The 15,239-nt window shown below is 62.1% G+C and carries 14 protein-coding genes; 4 read left to right on the top strand and 10 right to left on the bottom strand.

Features of this window, described 5'->3' with window-relative positions:
• Positions 1 to 7: 7 nt before the first annotated feature.
• From kdpA to BLU35_RS00235, 4 genes are all read right to left on the bottom strand, one after another.
• Positions 8 to 1,717: a potassium-transporting ATPase subunit KdpA gene (gene kdpA, locus BLU35_RS00255; RefSeq protein ID WP_093231837.1), complete on the bottom strand. Its 1,710-nt coding sequence runs from the start codon at positions 1,715 to 1,717 to the stop codon at positions 8 to 10.
• A gap of 21 nt (positions 1,718 to 1,738) precedes the next feature.
• Positions 1,739 to 1,825 carry a K(+)-transporting ATPase subunit F gene (gene kdpF / locus BLU35_RS00250; protein ID WP_057248082.1) on the bottom strand — a complete coding sequence of 29 codons (87 nt, stop codon included), beginning with the start codon at positions 1,823 to 1,825 and terminating at the stop codon, positions 1,739 to 1,741.
• Positions 1,826 to 2,169: 344 nt separating this feature from the next.
• On the bottom strand, positions 2,170 to 3,330 hold the full coding sequence (locus BLU35_RS00240) for an AI-2E family transporter (protein ID WP_093232290.1): 1,161 nt from the start codon (positions 3,328 to 3,330) through the stop codon (positions 2,170 to 2,172).
• Positions 3,331 to 3,517: 187 nt separating this feature from the next.
• On the bottom strand, positions 3,518 to 4,741 hold the full coding sequence (locus BLU35_RS00235) for an MFS transporter (RefSeq protein WP_093231836.1): 1,224 nt from the start codon (positions 4,739 to 4,741) through the stop codon (positions 3,518 to 3,520).
• A gap of 339 nt (positions 4,742 to 5,080) precedes the next feature.
• On the opposite strand from BLU35_RS00235, the gene BLU35_RS00230 reads away from it, so the two are divergent.
• The 4 genes from BLU35_RS00230 to BLU35_RS00215 all read left to right on the top strand — a co-directional run bounded on the left by BLU35_RS00230 (position 5,081) and on the right by BLU35_RS00215 (position 9,620).
• On the top strand, positions 5,081 to 6,781 hold the full coding sequence (locus BLU35_RS00230; protein WP_093231835.1) for a long-chain fatty acid--CoA ligase: 1,701 nt from the start codon (positions 5,081 to 5,083) through the stop codon (positions 6,779 to 6,781).
• A gap of 140 nt (positions 6,782 to 6,921) precedes the next feature.
• On the top strand, positions 6,922 to 8,547 hold the full coding sequence (gene pgi / locus BLU35_RS00225; RefSeq protein ID WP_093231834.1) for a glucose-6-phosphate isomerase: 1,626 nt from the start codon (positions 6,922 to 6,924) through the stop codon (positions 8,545 to 8,547).
• Between the two features lie 299 nt (positions 8,548 to 8,846).
• Positions 8,847 to 9,401 (top strand): DUF2975 domain-containing protein, encoded by a 555-nt coding sequence (locus BLU35_RS00220; protein WP_057248077.1) that lies wholly within the window; start codon positions 8,847 to 8,849, stop codon positions 9,399 to 9,401.
• A gap of 3 nt (positions 9,402 to 9,404) precedes the next feature.
• Positions 9,405 to 9,620 (top strand): helix-turn-helix domain-containing protein, encoded by a 216-nt coding sequence (locus BLU35_RS00215; protein WP_057248076.1) that lies wholly within the window; start codon positions 9,405 to 9,407, stop codon positions 9,618 to 9,620.
• Between the two features lie 15 nt (positions 9,621 to 9,635).
• On the opposite strand, the gene BLU35_RS00210 is transcribed toward BLU35_RS00215, so the two are convergent.
• From BLU35_RS00210 to BLU35_RS00185, 6 genes are all read right to left on the bottom strand, one after another.
• Positions 9,636 to 10,562: a carbohydrate kinase family protein gene (locus BLU35_RS00210; RefSeq protein WP_057248075.1), complete on the bottom strand. Its 927-nt coding sequence runs from the start codon at positions 10,560 to 10,562 to the stop codon at positions 9,636 to 9,638.
• Between the two features lie 90 nt (positions 10,563 to 10,652).
• The gene (locus BLU35_RS00205) at positions 10,653 to 11,345 is read right to left on the bottom strand and encodes an orotate phosphoribosyltransferase (protein ID WP_057248074.1); all 693 of its coding nucleotides are present in this window, start codon (positions 11,343 to 11,345) and stop codon (positions 10,653 to 10,655) included.
• A gap of 125 nt (positions 11,346 to 11,470) precedes the next feature.
• A complete protein-coding gene (gene pyrC / locus BLU35_RS00200; protein WP_057248073.1) occupies positions 11,471 to 12,508 on the bottom strand; it encodes a dihydroorotase in 1,038 nt (345 codons plus the stop codon).
• Between the two features lie 189 nt (positions 12,509 to 12,697).
• Positions 12,698 to 13,318, bottom strand: a complete 621-nt coding sequence (locus BLU35_RS00195; RefSeq protein ID WP_093231833.1) for a nucleoside triphosphate hydrolase — start codon at positions 13,316 to 13,318, stop codon at positions 12,698 to 12,700.
• Entirely contained in the window at positions 13,315 to 14,097 is a 783-nt protein-coding gene (locus BLU35_RS00190; RefSeq protein ID WP_057248071.1) for an ATP-binding cassette domain-containing protein, read from the bottom strand. Before BLU35_RS00190 ends, BLU35_RS00195 begins: the two co-directional genes overlap by 4 nt.
• Positions 14,097 to 15,182, bottom strand: coding sequence for an ABC transporter permease (locus BLU35_RS00185; RefSeq protein ID WP_057248070.1), 1,086 nt, complete (start codon positions 15,180 to 15,182; stop codon positions 14,097 to 14,099). Before BLU35_RS00185 ends, BLU35_RS00190 begins: the two co-directional genes overlap by 1 nt.
• Positions 15,183 to 15,239: the final 57 nt, after the last annotated feature.

Genomic DNA, 15,239 nt, shown 5'->3' with positions numbered 1-15,239 from the left:
AATTCCTTTAGAAGGTCTGGCCGGCAAGCATGGAAAAATGCTCGACGATGGGACCGAGAGCGAGCGCCGGGAAGAACTGCAGCCCGCCGAGAATGAGGATGATGCCAACGAGCAGGCCGACGAAAAGCGGCGTGTCGGTCGGGAACGTGCCCTTGGAGGCCGGTACACGGGTCTTCACCGCGATCGAGCCGGCAATCGCCATGACAGGCACCGCATAGGCAAAGCGGCCGAGCAGCATGGCGAGACCAAGCGTGGTGTTGTACCAGGGCGTATTGCCGGTAAGGCCACCAAAGGCCGAGCCGTTGTTGCCGGCAGCCGAAGTGAAGGCATAGAGGATTTCCGACAGGCCGTGCGGGCCTGCGGTACCGATGCTTGCGACGGCAAAAGGCAGCATGGCGGAGACGGAGGCAAAGCCGAGGATCGTCGCCGGCAGGATGAGGACCGTGAACATCGCGTATTTCATCTCGCGCGATTCGATCTTCTTGCCGAGCAGTTCCGGCGTGCGACCAACCATCAAGCCGGCAACAAAGACGGCGAGGATCGCAAAGACGACCATGCCGTAGAGACCGGACCCAACGCCACCAGGCAGAACTTCGCCGAGCTGCATCAGGAACATCGGCACAAGACCGCCGATACCGGTGAGCGAGCCGTGCATCCCGTTGACGCCGCCATCCGACAGGCCGGTCGTGACCGCGGCATAGAGCGCCGTCATCGCCTGGCCGAAGCGGACCTCCTTGCCTTCCATGTTGCCCTGCGCGGCATCGAGGCCCAGCGCCGTCAGGATCGGGTTGCCCTGAGATTCCGCCCAGTAGACGACCGCAATACCGGAGATCAAAAGGATCGCGGTGACGCAGATGAAGGCCCAGCCCTGGCGGCGGTTACCGACCAACTGGCCGAAGGTGTAGACGAGGGCGGCCGAGATCGACAGCATCGCGAAGATGTTGAGGTAGTTGGAGAATGCCGTCGGGTTTTCGAACGGGTGGGCGGCGTTGACGTTGAAGAAGCCGCCACCATTGGTGCCAAGCTGCTTGATCGCCTCCTGGCTCGCGACCGGGCCGAGTGAGATCGTCTGCTTGGCGCCTTCGAGCGTCGTTGCGGTGAGATCGGCATGGAAGGTCTGCGGCAGGCCGGTCCAGACCATGGCAAGCGCCATGACAACGGCGATCGGCAAAAGCACATAAAGGGTCGAACGGGTGAGATCGACCCAGAAATTGCCGACGGTCGAAGCGTTCGAGCGGGCAAAGGCACGGGTGACGGCGAGCGCCATAGCGATACCGGTCGCGGCCGACACGAAGTTATGCACCGTCAGCCCGGCCATCTGGCTGAAATGGCTGAGCGTGGTTTCGCCGCCGTAGTTCTGCCAGTTGGTATTGGTGACGAAGCTGACCGCCGTGTTGAAGGCGAGATCGGATGGCATGCCGGCAAAACCCTGGGGGTTCATCGGCAGGTAAGCCTGCAGCCGCAAAATCGCATAGAGAGAAACGAAGCCTGCAAGGCTGAAGGCGAGCATCGACATCGTGTAGGCGAGCCAGCCCTGCTCCTTGTTCAGATCGACGCCGGCAGCGAGATAAAGACCGCGCTCGACAGGACCGAGGACAGGTGAAAAGACGTTGCGTTCACCGGAGAAGACCCGCGCCATGTAAAGCCCCAGCGGCTTGATGACGATCAGGACGGCGATGAAGAGGAGGCTGATCTGCAGCCACCCGATGATAGACATGAGATTTCTCCGCGAAGGGCGTCAGAATCGTTCAGGGCGAACGAGGGTGACGACGAGATAGGCCGCAAGGGCGACGGCGACTGCGAGACCAATCAGGGCTTCGAACATGACGCCCTCCTCAAAGACGGCTCAGCGCGCGCGCATAAAGCGCAAACACGACAAAGCCGCCGATGCCGGCGGCAAGGAAAAGAACATCGGACATGCAAAAATACTCCGGACTATTGAAGTCCGGATCTTGCGTCCGCTCAGGGTCAATTATCGATTGCGATGGTTGGGAGGGGGTGTAAGGAAAAGATAAAGACGCCCGCTGAAGTCTTCCGAGAAACGTGCGAGGCGGACTTGTGTCCGCAATTGCGCATATGCGCACGATCGGACCAGCTCACTGTTACAATGAAGCAATGAACTGATCGAGAAGGCCGCGCCTGTGCAGCCGCTGGCCCAGGTCGAGGCGTCTATCCCTTGATGATCTGATTGACGGTCGCTTCGGGCGGCGTGGTGACTTCACGCATCCACTCGCGCCAGATGGCAACCAGCAGCGCCATCAGCACCGGGCCGACGAAGAGGCCGAGGAAACCCATGGTCTTCACGCCGCCGACGAGGCCGAAGAAGGTCGGCAGGAAGGGAAGCTTGATCGGCCCGCCGACAAGGCGCGGACGCAGGGTCTTGTCGACGATGAAGAGTTCCGTCGTACCCCAGGCAAACAGCGCGATACCGTGCACCGGCGAGCCGCTGGCAACAAGATATATGGAGACCAGCGAGAAGCACAGCGGCGCGCCGCCGGGGATCAGGGCCATCAGGCCGGTGATGATGCCGAGGGTGACCGGCGACGGCACGCCTGCCAGCCAGTAGGCGACGCCGAGCACGATGCCTTCGCCGATGGCGATGATACCCATACCGGTGACTGTGGAGCTGATCGTCATTGGCACGACGCGCGACAAGCGCTCCCAGCGCATCGGGAAGATGCGTTCGCCGAGACGGTCGAGCTGGCCGGAGAAGGACTGGCCATCACGATAGACGAAGAACAGCGTGATCAGCATGAAGAGCAGCGTCAGGAAGGCGTGAAAGGTCGACGCGCCGACGACCAGGACGCCGCGGTAGATGTTGCCGATGTTGGAGCCGCTGACCAACTGGACCAGTTCCCCGAGCGCACCCGGATGACCGACATGCTTGACCCATTGTTCGCCAAGCCAAACGCCGGCAATCGGAATGCTGGTCAGCCAGGCGGGAACCACGGCACCGCTGGCATTGGTCTCGACGGCCCAGACGACCCAGTCGCGCACTTCGTCCACCGCGTAGACGGCGGCAATCGAGATCGGCACGACGATGAAGGAGATGACGCAGAGGATGGCGATGGTCGCGGCCATAGTGCGGTTGCCGTTGACGGCAGCAAGCAGCTGCCGATAGATCGGCCAACTGGCAAACCCGATGACGACAGCCGCCAGCACCGGAACGACGAAACCATGGAAGAAGTAGACGCCGGCCAGGAGAACGAAGACCAGCATCCAGCGGGCGGCGGTCATCGGTCCAACGAGGGCATGGCGCGAAATCGCGGTGTGCCCGAGAAGCCGTGGCTCCACGGCGAAGTTTTCTCGTTCGCGATTGCCCAATTGCACCAATGATCCTCCGTCTTTCGACGAGCTTACAACAAACCCGGGGTCTTGCCAGCCTCTGTGGCACCAAGCCCGGCCCTTTGCCCCTGCTTTACGGTAGTTTCAGGGCCAGAGGCGACGCTAGCGGCGGGACATGACAGAAAAATTTAGGAGGGATCAAGTTCCCGCGACCTTCTTTTGCAAAAACCGGTCATTCCGCCGCAGGTTTTGCAGCCAGGCGAGCGGGTTGAGCGCGATCGACAAAGACGGATGCAAGGAAGATGCCGAAGCCGGCAACGCCGAGAATGGCGCCGACGAGGCCGGTGGAGGTCCAGCCGTAGCCGGCGGCAATCGAGGCACCGCCGAGCCAGGCGCCAAGCGCGTTGGCGAGATTGAAGGCGGAATGGCTAAGGGCGGCGGCAAGCGTCTGTGCCTCGCCGGCGACATCCATCAGCCGCGTCTGCACGCCCGGCACGACGGCGAAACCGCCGCCAATGAAGAGCACGTTGACGATCGCGATCCACGGATTGCCCATGGTGAAATAGAAGAGCACATAGGCGAAGATGTTGAAGACGATGGCGATGCCGATTGCCGGCAGCAGCGCCCAATCGGCAAGCCGCGCGCCGACGATGTTGCCGAGGATCATGCCGGCGCCGAAGACCGAGAGCATGACCGGCACATTGGCAAGAGAAACACCCGCGACTTCAGTGAGTGCCGGTGTGATGTAGCTGAAGACGGCAAACATGCCGCCGCAGCCGATGGCGCAGATGCCGAGCATCAGCCAGACCTGCAGCTTGCCAAGCGCGCCGAGCTCGCGAAGCGGCGTTGCCTTCGGATTGCCTTTGTCGCGCGGCACGTGGACGAAGGTCAGCGCCACGGTCAAAAGGCTGATGCCGCCGACGATGGCGAAAGCGGACCGCCAGCCGAGCGCCTGGCCGAACCACGCGACGAGCGGCGTGCCGAAGAGGGTGGCGACCGTCAGCCCCATCATCACCCGGCCGACGGCGCGCGCCCGCTGGTTCGGTGCCGCGAGGCCGGCGGCCACCAAGGCGGCCACACCGAAATACGCACCATGTGGCAGGCCGGCGAAGAAGCGCGCGGCGATCAGCGTGTAGAAATCCGGTGCGATCGCGCTCGCAAAATTGCCGACGGCGAAAACCAGCATCAGCGCAAGCAGCACGCGGAAGCGGGAGAAGCGGGCAGCAAGCACCGCGATCAGCGGCGCGCCGACGACGACGCCGAGAGCATAGGCGCTGATCACTGCCCCTGCCCGCGGCACCGAAACGGCGACATCCTCAGCGACCTGCGGTAAGAGACCCATGATCGCGAATTCGCCGGTGCCGATCCCGAAGCCGCCGACTGCAAGCGCCACTTCGGCAGCAGAAACACGGGCACGGCGCGGTTCGACGGCGGAAGAACAAGCTTCGTCACACATGAGCAATGGCCTGCGTCGTCCGGCCCGAGCGGACCGGAGAAGAATCTGGGGGATATGTCGGCGGATGTTGGATCGAACCAACAGGGATATGCTGCAATGCAATACAGTGTTTTGCCCTAGCAGGCAAAGGCTTTGCAGCTCTCGTCATACTTTTTCAAGGGCGCAATCCGCGCCCGTTAACCGTAAGTTCAGTTGACGTTTACGTCAAAGTTATATAATCCCGAATCTCAGCTTGAAGAGGTGTCTCAAAAGCATCATCTTCATCGGCATGAGAAGGTCAGGAGGGATTTTCTCAGGCCGCGAGCAGGCCAGCCTGTGGCGACCAGAGGGAGAGAGGTCATGTCGGAAGTCAGCGCACAACAAACGGGTACCAGCCCAGGCAAGATCTGGCTGAAATCCTATCCACCCGGCATAGCCGCCGAAATCGGCCCCCTGCCCTATAAATCGATCGGCGAATTTTTCGACCACGCCGTCGCCCGCTATTCGACCCGCCCAGCCTTCACCTGCATGGGCAAGACGCTGAGTTTTGCGGACCTCAATGCCGAATCCGCCAAGATCGGTGCCTGGCTGCAATCTCTCGGCCTCGTCAAGGGCGACCGTGTCGCCGTGATGATGCCGAACATCCTGCAGAACCCCGTCATCGTCTACGGCATTCTTAGAGCCGGCTTTACCGTCGTAAACGTCAACCCGCTCTATACGCCGCGCGAGTTGCAGCACCAGCTCGTCGATTCCGGCGCCAAGGCGATCTTCGTTCTGGAAAACTTCGCGCATACGGTGCAGCAGGTGGCCGACAAGACCTCGGTCAAGCACGTCGTCGTCGCAACGATGGGCGACATGCTGGGCCTCAAGGGCGCGATCGTCAATCTCGTGGTCCGTCGCGTCAAGAAGCTGGTTCCCGCCTGGTCGATCCCCGGTCACCTCTCCTTCAAAAACGTGCTCGCCAGCGGCGGCCGAGCCAAGTTGACGAAGCCGAACGTTGTTCCCAGCGACGTCGCCTTCCTGCAGTATACTGGCGGCACCACGGGTGTTTCGAAGGGCGCAACACTCACCCATTCGAACCTGCTCTCCAACATGGCGCAGATGGAGATCTGGTTCCATACGGCGTTCCGTTCGCGGCCGCGGCCGGAAAATCTCGTCTTCATGTGCGCGCTGCCGCTCTACCACATCTTCGCACTGACGGTGAATTCGCTGATGGGCCTTGCCACCGGCGGCAACAACATCCTGATCCCCAATCCGCGCGACATTCCGGGCTTCGTCAAGGAACTCGGCAAGTACAAGACCAATATCTTCCCGGGTCTCAACACGCTGTTCAACGCACTGATGAACAATGCGGAGTTCCAGAAGCTCGATTTCTCGTCGCTGATGCTGACCTTCGGTGGCGGCATGGCGATCCAGCGCCCGGTCGCCGAACGCTGGAAGCAGATGACCGGTTGCTCGATCGCTGAAGGCTACGGCCTGTCGGAGACTTCGCCGGTGGCAACGGCCAACATCCTCGACGCGACCGAGTTCACCGGCACGATCGGCATGCCGATTCCTTCGACCGACGTCGAGATCCGCGACGACCTGGGCAACACGCTGCCGATCGGCGAAGTCGGCGAGATCTGCATTCGCGGCCCGCAGGTGATGGCCGGTTACTGGCAGCGGCCGGACGAAACAGCCAAGGCGATCTCGCCGGACGGTTTCTTCCGCTCGGGCGACATCGGCTTCATGAACGCGGACGGCCTGGTCAAGATCGTCGACCGCAAGAAGGACATGATCCTCGTCTCCGGCTTCAACGTCTTCCCGAACGAGATCGAGGAAGTGGCGATGACCCATCCGGGCATTCTCGAATGCGCGGCGATCGGCGTTCCGGACGAGCATTCCGGCGAGGCCGTCAAGCTCTTCGTGGTCAAGAAGGATCCGGCGCTGACGGAGGACGACGTGAAGCGCCACTGCGCCGCCAACCTCACCAACTACAAGCGCCCGCGTTACGTCGAATTCCGCACCGAGCTGCCGAAAACCAATGTCGGCAAGATCCTGCGTAAAGACCTGCGCGGCTGAATTAGTCCAAAATTCAAACGATTTAAAAAATCCTGAAAACCGCCACTTCGGCGGTTTTGCGGGCTTGATTTGAACGGCTTAAAGCGAATAGCTACGCAGGCGATTGTCCGACACCCCTGTCCGACACAAGGAGCCCTGCGATGAAAGCGCTTGTCGACCAACTCAAAGCAACCGCCTCTGAGACCAACGCAACCGATATCCGTGCTGCCTTCGCCAGCGACGCCGAACGCTTCCAGCGCTTCAGCACCACGCTCGGCGACCTGCTGCTCGACTATTCGAAATGCGCCGTCAACGACAGGGTGCTTGACGGCCTCGAAGCGCTCGCCAAGGCAGCCAAGGTCGAGGACAAGCGGGACGCCATGTTCCGCGGCGACATCATTAACATCACCGAGGAGCGTGCCGTGCTGCACACGGCGCTGCGCAACCGCGGCAACCGCCCGATCCTCGTCGACGGCAAGGACGTGATGCCCGACGTCAACGGCGTGCTCGACGCCATGGGCGCCTTTGCCGACGGCATCCGCTCGGGCGCGCTGAAAGGCGCCACCGGCAAGAAGATCACCGATGTCATCAACATCGGCATCGGCGGCTCCGACCTTGGCCCGGTCATGGCGACGCTGGCGCTCGCGCCCTTCCATGACGGCCCGCGCCTTCACTTTGTCTCCAACATCGACGGCGCCCACATCGCCGACACGCTGAAGCTCGTCGATCCGGAAACCTCGCTCTTTATCATCGCCTCGAAGACCTTCACGACGATCGAGACGATGACCAATGCCGCGACCGCCCGCGCCTTCATCGCCGACAAGCTCGGCGAGGTCGCCGTCGGCCACCACTTCGCTGCCGTCTCGACGGCGCTCGACAAGGTCGCCGCCTTCGGCATCGACCAGGCCCGCGTCTTCGGTTTCTGGGATTGGGTCGGCGGCCGCTACTCGATCTGGTCCGCGATCGGCCTGCCGCTGATGATCGCCATCGGCAAGGAGAATTTCGGGCGCTTCCTCGATGGCGGCCATGCCATCGACGAGCATTTCCGCACCGCCCCGATCCGCAAGAACATTCCCGTCCTGCTCGGCCTTCTCGGCTTCTATAACCGCAACGTGCTCGGCTACCCGTCGCGCGCGATCCTGCCCTATGACCAGCGTCTGTCGCGCTTCCCTGCCTATCTGCAACAGCTCGACATGGAATCGAACGGCAAGGCGGTAACGCTCGACAGCACCCCTGTGGAGTATTCAACCGGCCCGGTCGTCTGGGGCGAACCCGGCACCAATGGCCAGCACGCCTTCTACCAGCTCATCCACCAGGGCACGGACATCATCCCGGCCGAGTTCATGATCGCGGCAAACGGCCATGAAAAGAACCTGCGCCACCAGCACGAACTGCTGATTGCCAATTGCCTGGCGCAATCCGAGGCGCTGATGAAGGGGCGTACCCTGGCTGAGGCCAAGGCGCAGCTCACCGCCAAGGGCATGGCCGACGTCAAGGCTGACAAGATCGCGCCGCACCGCGTCTTCACCGGCAACCGCCCGTCGCTGACGATCGTTTACGACCAGCTCGACCCGTTCGCGCTCGGCCGTCTGATCGCGCTCTACGAGCACCGCGTCTTTGTCGAAGGCGCGCTCTTCAACATCAACTCCTTCGACCAGTGGGGCGTCGAACTCGGCAAGGAGCTGGCAACCGGCCTGCTTCCTGTTGTCGAAGGTAAGGAAAGCGCTGCCGGCCACGATTCTTCAACCGCAGGTCTGGTCGCAGCGTTGCTGAAGGCCGCTCGCTGAGGAGCATCCCCAAGCGGTTCCATCCTGAACCGCATCGCGTCAAACGATAAGGCCCGAAGCGCAGATCGCGCCTCGGGCCTTATCATATAGCGCAGGCCGGCAGCACCGTGGCGCCCGCCGGTTTCAGCACCTGCATCAGATCGAGATTCTGATAGGACCGGAAGATAGTATTCAACAGCAGGAAAAGACAGGGATTTTTGAGAAATCGAAGAGGTATGGCACGACACCAAAATCACAATTGACGAGAATTACTTATTGTTTTACGATAAAAACACAAGCCAAACGATAAGGGAATTTTTATGACGGAAACCGCCGAGAGGCTGCGCAAGCTCAGTCGCTTCATGAAGCTCATGGTGGTGTTGAGCGGCGCACTGTTTTGCTCGGCAGTCGTCTATGCGCATTGGCAGATTTTCTTTGACAGGCAGGGCTTCGAGCAGGGCATTCGCGACGTCGTCTTTCCCCGCGTGGAGGTAATCACCCTTTCCTACCGCGCCATCGCCACCGTCATTTTCCTGACCGCGATCAACAATGCGCTCGTCATCGCCGGCCTCGCCTTCGCGTGGCAGCTGTTCGACGGCTTCCAGCGCGGCGAGATTCTCACCAGCCGCAATGGCGTGCTGTTGCGGCGCGTGGGGCTGACGGCGCTTGCGGGAGCACTATGCATGACGATCAGCAATGGCATCGGCATCCTGGCTGTCACCTACGACAACCCGGGCACCACGGGACATGCGGTGGTCTTCGATATCAGTGGCGGCGCTATCATCGTGCTGCTGATGGCGGGGCTCGTCGTCGGTCTCGGCCACGTCCTGGTCATCGCGTCGGGGGTCGAGGCGGAGAACAGGAGCTTCGTCTAGCGGATGCCGATCGTCGTCAATCTCGATGTGATGCTGGCGAAGCGCAAGGTCCGCTCACGCGATCTCGCCGAGCAGGTGGGGATCACCGAGCAGAACATCTCGCTGTTGAAATCGGGAAAAGTGAAAGGCGTGCGCTTCGATACGCTGGAGAAGATCTGCGCCGTGCTGGAATGCCAGCCGGGCGATATCCTGGAATACCGCCCGGAACAGGAAGAGTAGGCCAGAGAAAATGACTCAGAGGCCGATTTCGTGCTTCCACGGCGGGTTCGCGCCGGCGCGCGAGACGGTGACCGCGGCGGCCTTGGCGGCGAGCGCCAGCGCGTTGCGAACGGCAGTTTCGCTGAGATCGGCGACATCGGCCTTGGTCAGGAGACCGCCGAGCTTGAGGGATGCCAGCACGCCGGCATCGAACGTGTCGCCGGCGCCGACAGTGTCGACCACCGTGACCTTCTCGCCCGCAACTTCGACCTTGTGGCGCGCCGTGTAGCCGACGGCGCCATCGGCGCCCTTGGTGATCAGCACCAGCTTCGGTCCGCGCTTCAGCCATTCGGCGGCAAGGTCGTCGTGGCTGCCTTCCATGCCGAACCAGGCAAGATCTTCGTCGGAGAACTTGATGATATCCGACATCGCCGCCATGCGGTTCATGCGGGCGAGATGTGCCTCGCGGTCCCGGATGAAGCCGGGCCGGATGTTCGGATCGAAGGAGATGACCCGCTTCTCGTGCTCGCGCGTCATCAAGGCTTCATAGGTCGAGCCGCAGGGCTCGGGGATCAGGCTGATCGCACCGAAATGCAGCGCCTCGCAGAAATCGCCAAGCGCCGGCAGGTGCTCTGACGTGATCATCCGGCCTGCCGTGTTTTCATCAAAGAAGGCGTAGCTTGCATGGCCATTGACGAGCTTAACGAAGGCAAGCGTCGTATGCAGCGAAAGCGTCGCGCACGGACCGAAATCGACATTCGCCGCCTTCAGCGTTTCGCGCAGGATATCGCCGAACATGTCGTCGGAGAGGCCCGTGAAGAAACCGGTCTGGATGCCAAGGCGCCCGAGCGCGATTGCCGTGTTGAAGATCGCTCCGCCGGCATAGGGCGCAAACGCGCTCTCGCCCGCGGCCGTGTCCCGCGGCAGCATGTCGATCAGCGCTTCTCCGCAACATACGATCATCGGCTCTTCCTCCTCGATGGACTTCAATCGATTTAAAAACGAAAACTCAGGAGTTGCGAGGCCCCGGCATAGCCGGGGCCTCTTCAATCGTTAGGCCAGGGCGCTCACGCCGCCGTTGCGGCCGGACCAGGCGAGCGGCGCGTTGAGGAAGGCTTCGACTTCGCTCAGCGTCTTCTCGTCGAACAGCGCCTGCTCGCGGGCAACCGCAAGGACGTTGCGCCAGGTCGCGATCCAGTGCAGATCGACGCCCTTGCCCTTCATCTCGCCGACCGCTTCCGGGAAGATGTCGTAGTAGAAGAGCGCAATGCCGTGGTCGACGATGCCGCCGGCCGCACGAATGGCGTCGATGAACTTGAACATCGAACCGCCGGCCGTCGTCAGGTCCTCGATAACGAGCACGCGTGCGCCTTCCGGCATATGCCCTTCGATCTGGGCGTTGCGGCCGTGGCCCTTCGGCGCCTTGCGGACATAGATCATCGGCAGGCCCAGGCGCTCGGCGAGCATGGCCGCGAAGGGAATGCCGGCCGTTTCGCCGCCGGCAACCACGTCGAATTTCTCAAAACCGGCCTGACGCAGGATCGTGGCTGCGGCAAAATCCATCACAGCCGAACGGATGCGCGGGTAGGAAATCAGCTTGCGGCAGTCGATATAGACGGGGCTCGCCATGCCGGACGACAGCTTGTAGGGCTCATCGGCACGGAAGTGTACAGCCTTGATCTCCCAGAGCATCTTGGCGACCAGCTCAGCCATCACGGCCTTGTCGGTGAACGCGTTGGAAAACATCAAACTCTCCTTCAAAACTCTACAGCGCCGCGCGTCTGTTCAGACGCGCAAAGGTCGCTGTAACATTTTTAACTGCTGCATAATTTTGTCCTTGGATCCATCCGATCCAAGGAATTATGCAGTGATCAGACGACGGCCCAGTGCAGCGGGAACATCGGATCGAAAACGGTGACCAGACCGGCGCCGGTCTCGATCTTCTTGGGATAGGTGACCGCTTCAGCCTGCTTGCGCAGCGTGATCGTTTCCTCGTTGACCGGCAGACCGTACCAGGTGGGGCCGTTCAGCGAGGCGAAGGCTTCGAGCTTGTCGAGTGCACCCTCCTCCTCGAACACATGCGCCAGGCAGCTCATGGTGTTGATCGAGGTGTAGATGCCGGCGCAGCCGCAGGCGCATTCCTTCAGCGGATCGACATGGGGGGCGGAGTCGGTGCCGAGGAAGAAGCGCTTGTCGCCGGAGACGGCGGCCGCGCGCAGCGCCAGACGGTGGTTCTCACGCTTGGCGACCGGCAGGCAGTAGTAGTGCGGCTTGATCCCGCCGACCAGGATCGCATTGCGGTTGATGATCAGGTGATGGGTGGTGATCGAGCCGGCAAGGTTTGCCTTCGACGCCTTGATGTAATCGATGCCGTCCTTGGTGGTGACGTGTTCCATCGTCACCTTCAGTTCCGGCAGCCGCTTGCGCAACGGATCGAGCACGGTCTCGATGAACACGGCTTCGCGGTCGAAGATGTCGACATCCGAGCTCGTGACCTCGCCATGGACGCAGAGCGGCAGGCCGACCTTCGCCATGCGCTCCAGCACCGGCATCGCTTCATCGATGTTGCGCACGCCGCTGTGCGAATTGGTCGTCGCGCCCGCCGGGTAAAGCTTGACCGCCTTGACGAGGCCGCTCCTGTGGCCGGCCTCGACGTCGTCAGGATTGGTGCCTGCGGTGAGATAGAGCGTCATCAGCGGCTCGAACCGGTCGCCCGCGGGAAGCGCGGCGAGGATGCGCTCGCGATAGGCGCTGGCGTCGGCGGTCGTCACGACCGGCGGCACCAGGTTGGGCATGATGATCGCGCGGGCGAAATGGCGGCTGGTATCGGCGATAACGCCTTTCAGCATGTCGCCGTCGCGCAGGTGAAGGTGCCAATCATCCGGCCGGCGGATAACGAGGTCTTGCATGGTCAGCGTTCTCCTAGCTCAGAACGGAATGCAGGCGGAAACCGCTTTCATCCCGCTCTGCTCGCGCCCGATCCGCGCGCGCGGCTTTGCAGCCGGCAGGTGCGGGTGGCGGGCGGTTACTCATGTGGTGGAACCGCGTCTCGATAACACCAATGCGCCAGGAAACACAATCCGCAATCCGACCATCGATCAGAAATCCGCAAGCACGAGATCTGCGCGTCGCTGGTGCTCGACGACGCGATGCGCGTTGGGGATGTCGTTGCCGTGGGCTTTCCGCTTCGCCGCCTCCTCCTCGTAACCGTGATCGTACCAGCGTTTCAAAAGACGCCGCTCCAGCTCCTCGATCCCCGGGTTGATAAAGATGGAGAAATCGAAGGCACCCGCGAGCTTGTTCCAGGGGGCCTCGTCGAGAAGCAGATAGTTGCCCTCCACGAGAACCATGTGTGTTTCGGGCGCAACGATCCGGGCCGAGGCGATCGCCAATTCCCGCGACCGGTCGAAAACCGGAACAAGCACCTCGCCGTCATTGGCGCGGACCGCCTGAACCGTCGACAGGAACGCCCTAACGTCAAACGTTTCCGGCGCGCCCTTGCGAGGGAGCAGGCCCTTTTCTTCCAGGACGGCATTGTCCATGTGGAAGCCGTCCATTGGCAGCACCGCCGCCTTTTCGCCGCGGGCGACCAGGGCCTCGGCGAGCGCGTCCGACAGCGTCGACTTGCCGGCACCCGGAGGGCCGGCAATGGCGACGACGAAACGGGCAGCACCAGCCGCCCGTTTCAGGATTTCGTTGGCGATCGGCTCGACGTTCATGCCGCGAGCGCTTCGCGCGGCGGCTCCTTCGCCCCGGTCATGAAGGCGACAGCATCCGACATCGTGTGCTCCTTCGGATTGATGACGCATAGCCGTTTGCCGAGACGATGGACATGGATTCTGTCAGCCACCTCGAACACATGCGGCATGTTGTGCGAGATCAGCACGATCGGCAGACCGCGGGAACGCACGTCGAGGATCAGCTCCAGCACCCGCCGGCTTTCCTTGACACCAAGTGCTGCCGTCGGCTCGTCCATGATCACCACTTTAGAGCCGAAGGCTGCGGCGCGCGCCACGGCCACACCCTGGCGCTGGCCGCCCGAAAGCGTTTCCACCGCCTGGTTGATGTTCTGGATGGTCATCAGACCGAGCTCGGACAGCTTTGCCCGTGCCCGCTTCTCCATCTCCCCACGGTCGAGCGTGCGGAAGAGCTTGCCCATGATGCCCGGCTTGCGAATCTCGCGGCCGAGAAACATGTTGTCGGCGATCGACAGCGCCGGCGACAGCGCCAGGTTCTGGTAGACCGTCTCGATGCCGGCCGAGCGTGCATCCATCGGCGAGCGGAAGTGGACTGGCTGGCCCTCGAGCATGATCTCACCCTCATCGGGCGTGACGGCGCCCGATATCGCCTTGATCATCGAGGACTTGCCGGCACCGTTGTCGCCGATCACGGCGAGGATCTCGCCGGGATAGAGGTCGAAGTCGGCATAGTCGAGGGCGGTCACGCGACCGTAGCGCTTGACGAGGCCGCGGGCTGTGAGAATGGGTTCCTGTGTCATCAGGCAGCTACCTTTCTGATCCACTGGTCGATGGCGACGGCGGTGATGATCAGCACTCCGGTGAGGAAGACCTTCCATTGCGGGTCAGCGCCCAGCATGTTGAGGCCCATGGAGACGACGCCAACGATCATCGCGCCGATCAGGGTTCCAAGGATCGACCCACGTCCGCCGAAGAGCGAGATGCCGCCGATCACGGCTGCTGTGATGGCCTGCAGATTGTAGTCGGTGACGGCTGCCGACGGCGAGATCGAACCATTGCGGCCGATCGAGACCCAGGCGGCGAGTGCGGCGATCAGCCCGGCCAGTGTATAGGCGCTGAGCAGGACGCGGCTGGTGCGGATACCGGAGAGCTTGGCCGCTTCCGGATCGTCGCCGACAGCGTAAAGATGACGCCCCCAGGCCGTGTGATTGAGCGCATACCAGAGGCCGAAGACCAGCAAGACCATCATCACCACACCGAGCGTGAACACAGCGGAGCCCACCTTGAAGCTGACACCGAAGACGTGGAGCATCTGGGTGACGGCCGTCACATCGGCCTCGCGGATCGTCGCATTGGCCGAATAGATGAAGTTCGTCGACATGATCACGTACCAGGTGCCGAGCGTGACGATGAACGGCGGAAGCTTGACCCTGGAGACGAGGAAGCCGTTGAGAAAGCCGCAGGCGCCGCCGACGACGAAGCCGAGGAAGATCGCGATCGGTGCCGGAAGCCCATAGGTCACGGCGCAGTTGCCCATGATGACCGCCGAAAGCACCATGATCACCCCGATCGAAAGATCGATACCGGCGGTCAGGATCACCAGGGTCTGCGCGGCGCCGAGGATACCGACGATGGCGATCTGCTGGAGGATGAGGGTCAGCGTGTAGGACGAGAAGAACTTCCCGCCGATGGCAATGCCGAAGATCAGAATTGCTGCGACAAGCACGATGAACGGCACGGCCGCCGGCGTCGAATGCAGGAAATGCTGGATCTTCTGGATCGCGGTCTTGTCATGCGTATCGAACGACGCGACCTGCGTCGAACTGTTGACCAGGACTTTTTCGAATTCCTGGGATGGTTGTGCGGCTGTGTTGGGCTCGCCCATGGACCTTCCTCCCGTGAACCCCGCTCCCAAGGGGTTGCGATGCAGTCGTGCACAGCC

It is taken from the genome of Sinorhizobium sp. NFACC03, assembly GCF_900103435.1.
Lineage (GTDB): Bacteria > Pseudomonadota > Alphaproteobacteria > Rhizobiales > Rhizobiaceae > Ensifer.
The sequence above is the reverse complement of the archived record's forward strand: the minus strand, read 5'-3'. Positions and strand labels throughout refer to the sequence as shown.

Coding starts and splice junctions, on each gene's coding strand:
- BLU35_RS00235 (WP_093231836.1), bottom strand. CDS start 4,741: ATGTGTGACGAAGCTTGTTCTTCCGCCGTCGAACCGCGCCGTGCCCGT.
- BLU35_RS00210 (WP_057248075.1), bottom strand. CDS start 10,562: ATGATCGTATGTTGCGGAGAAGCGCTGATCGACATGCTGCCGCGGGAC.
- pgi (WP_093231834.1), top strand. CDS start 6,922: ATGAAAGCGCTTGTCGACCAACTCAAAGCAACCGCCTCTGAGACCAAC.
- BLU35_RS00220 (WP_057248077.1), top strand. CDS start 8,847: ATGACGGAAACCGCCGAGAGGCTGCGCAAGCTCAGTCGCTTCATGAAG.
- pyrC (WP_057248073.1), bottom strand. CDS start 12,508: ATGCAAGACCTCGTTATCCGCCGGCCGGATGATTGGCACCTTCACCTG.
- BLU35_RS00185 (WP_057248070.1), bottom strand. CDS start 15,182: ATGGGCGAGCCCAACACAGCCGCACAACCATCCCAGGAATTCGAAAAA.
- BLU35_RS00205 (WP_057248074.1), bottom strand. CDS start 11,345: ATGTTTTCCAACGCGTTCACCGACAAGGCCGTGATGGCTGAGCTGGTC.
- kdpF (WP_057248082.1), bottom strand. CDS start 1,825: ATGTTCGAAGCCCTGATTGGTCTCGCAGTCGCCGTCGCCCTTGCGGCC.
- kdpA (WP_093231837.1), bottom strand. CDS start 1,717: ATGTCTATCATCGGGTGGCTGCAGATCAGCCTCCTCTTCATCGCCGTC.
- BLU35_RS00215 (WP_057248076.1), top strand. CDS start 9,405: ATGCCGATCGTCGTCAATCTCGATGTGATGCTGGCGAAGCGCAAGGTC.
- BLU35_RS00190 (WP_057248071.1), bottom strand. CDS start 14,097: ATGACACAGGAACCCATTCTCACAGCCCGCGGCCTCGTCAAGCGCTAC.
- BLU35_RS00230 (WP_093231835.1), top strand. CDS start 5,081: ATGTCGGAAGTCAGCGCACAACAAACGGGTACCAGCCCAGGCAAGATC.
- BLU35_RS00195 (WP_093231833.1), bottom strand. CDS start 13,318: ATGAACGTCGAGCCGATCGCCAACGAAATCCTGAAACGGGCGGCTGGT.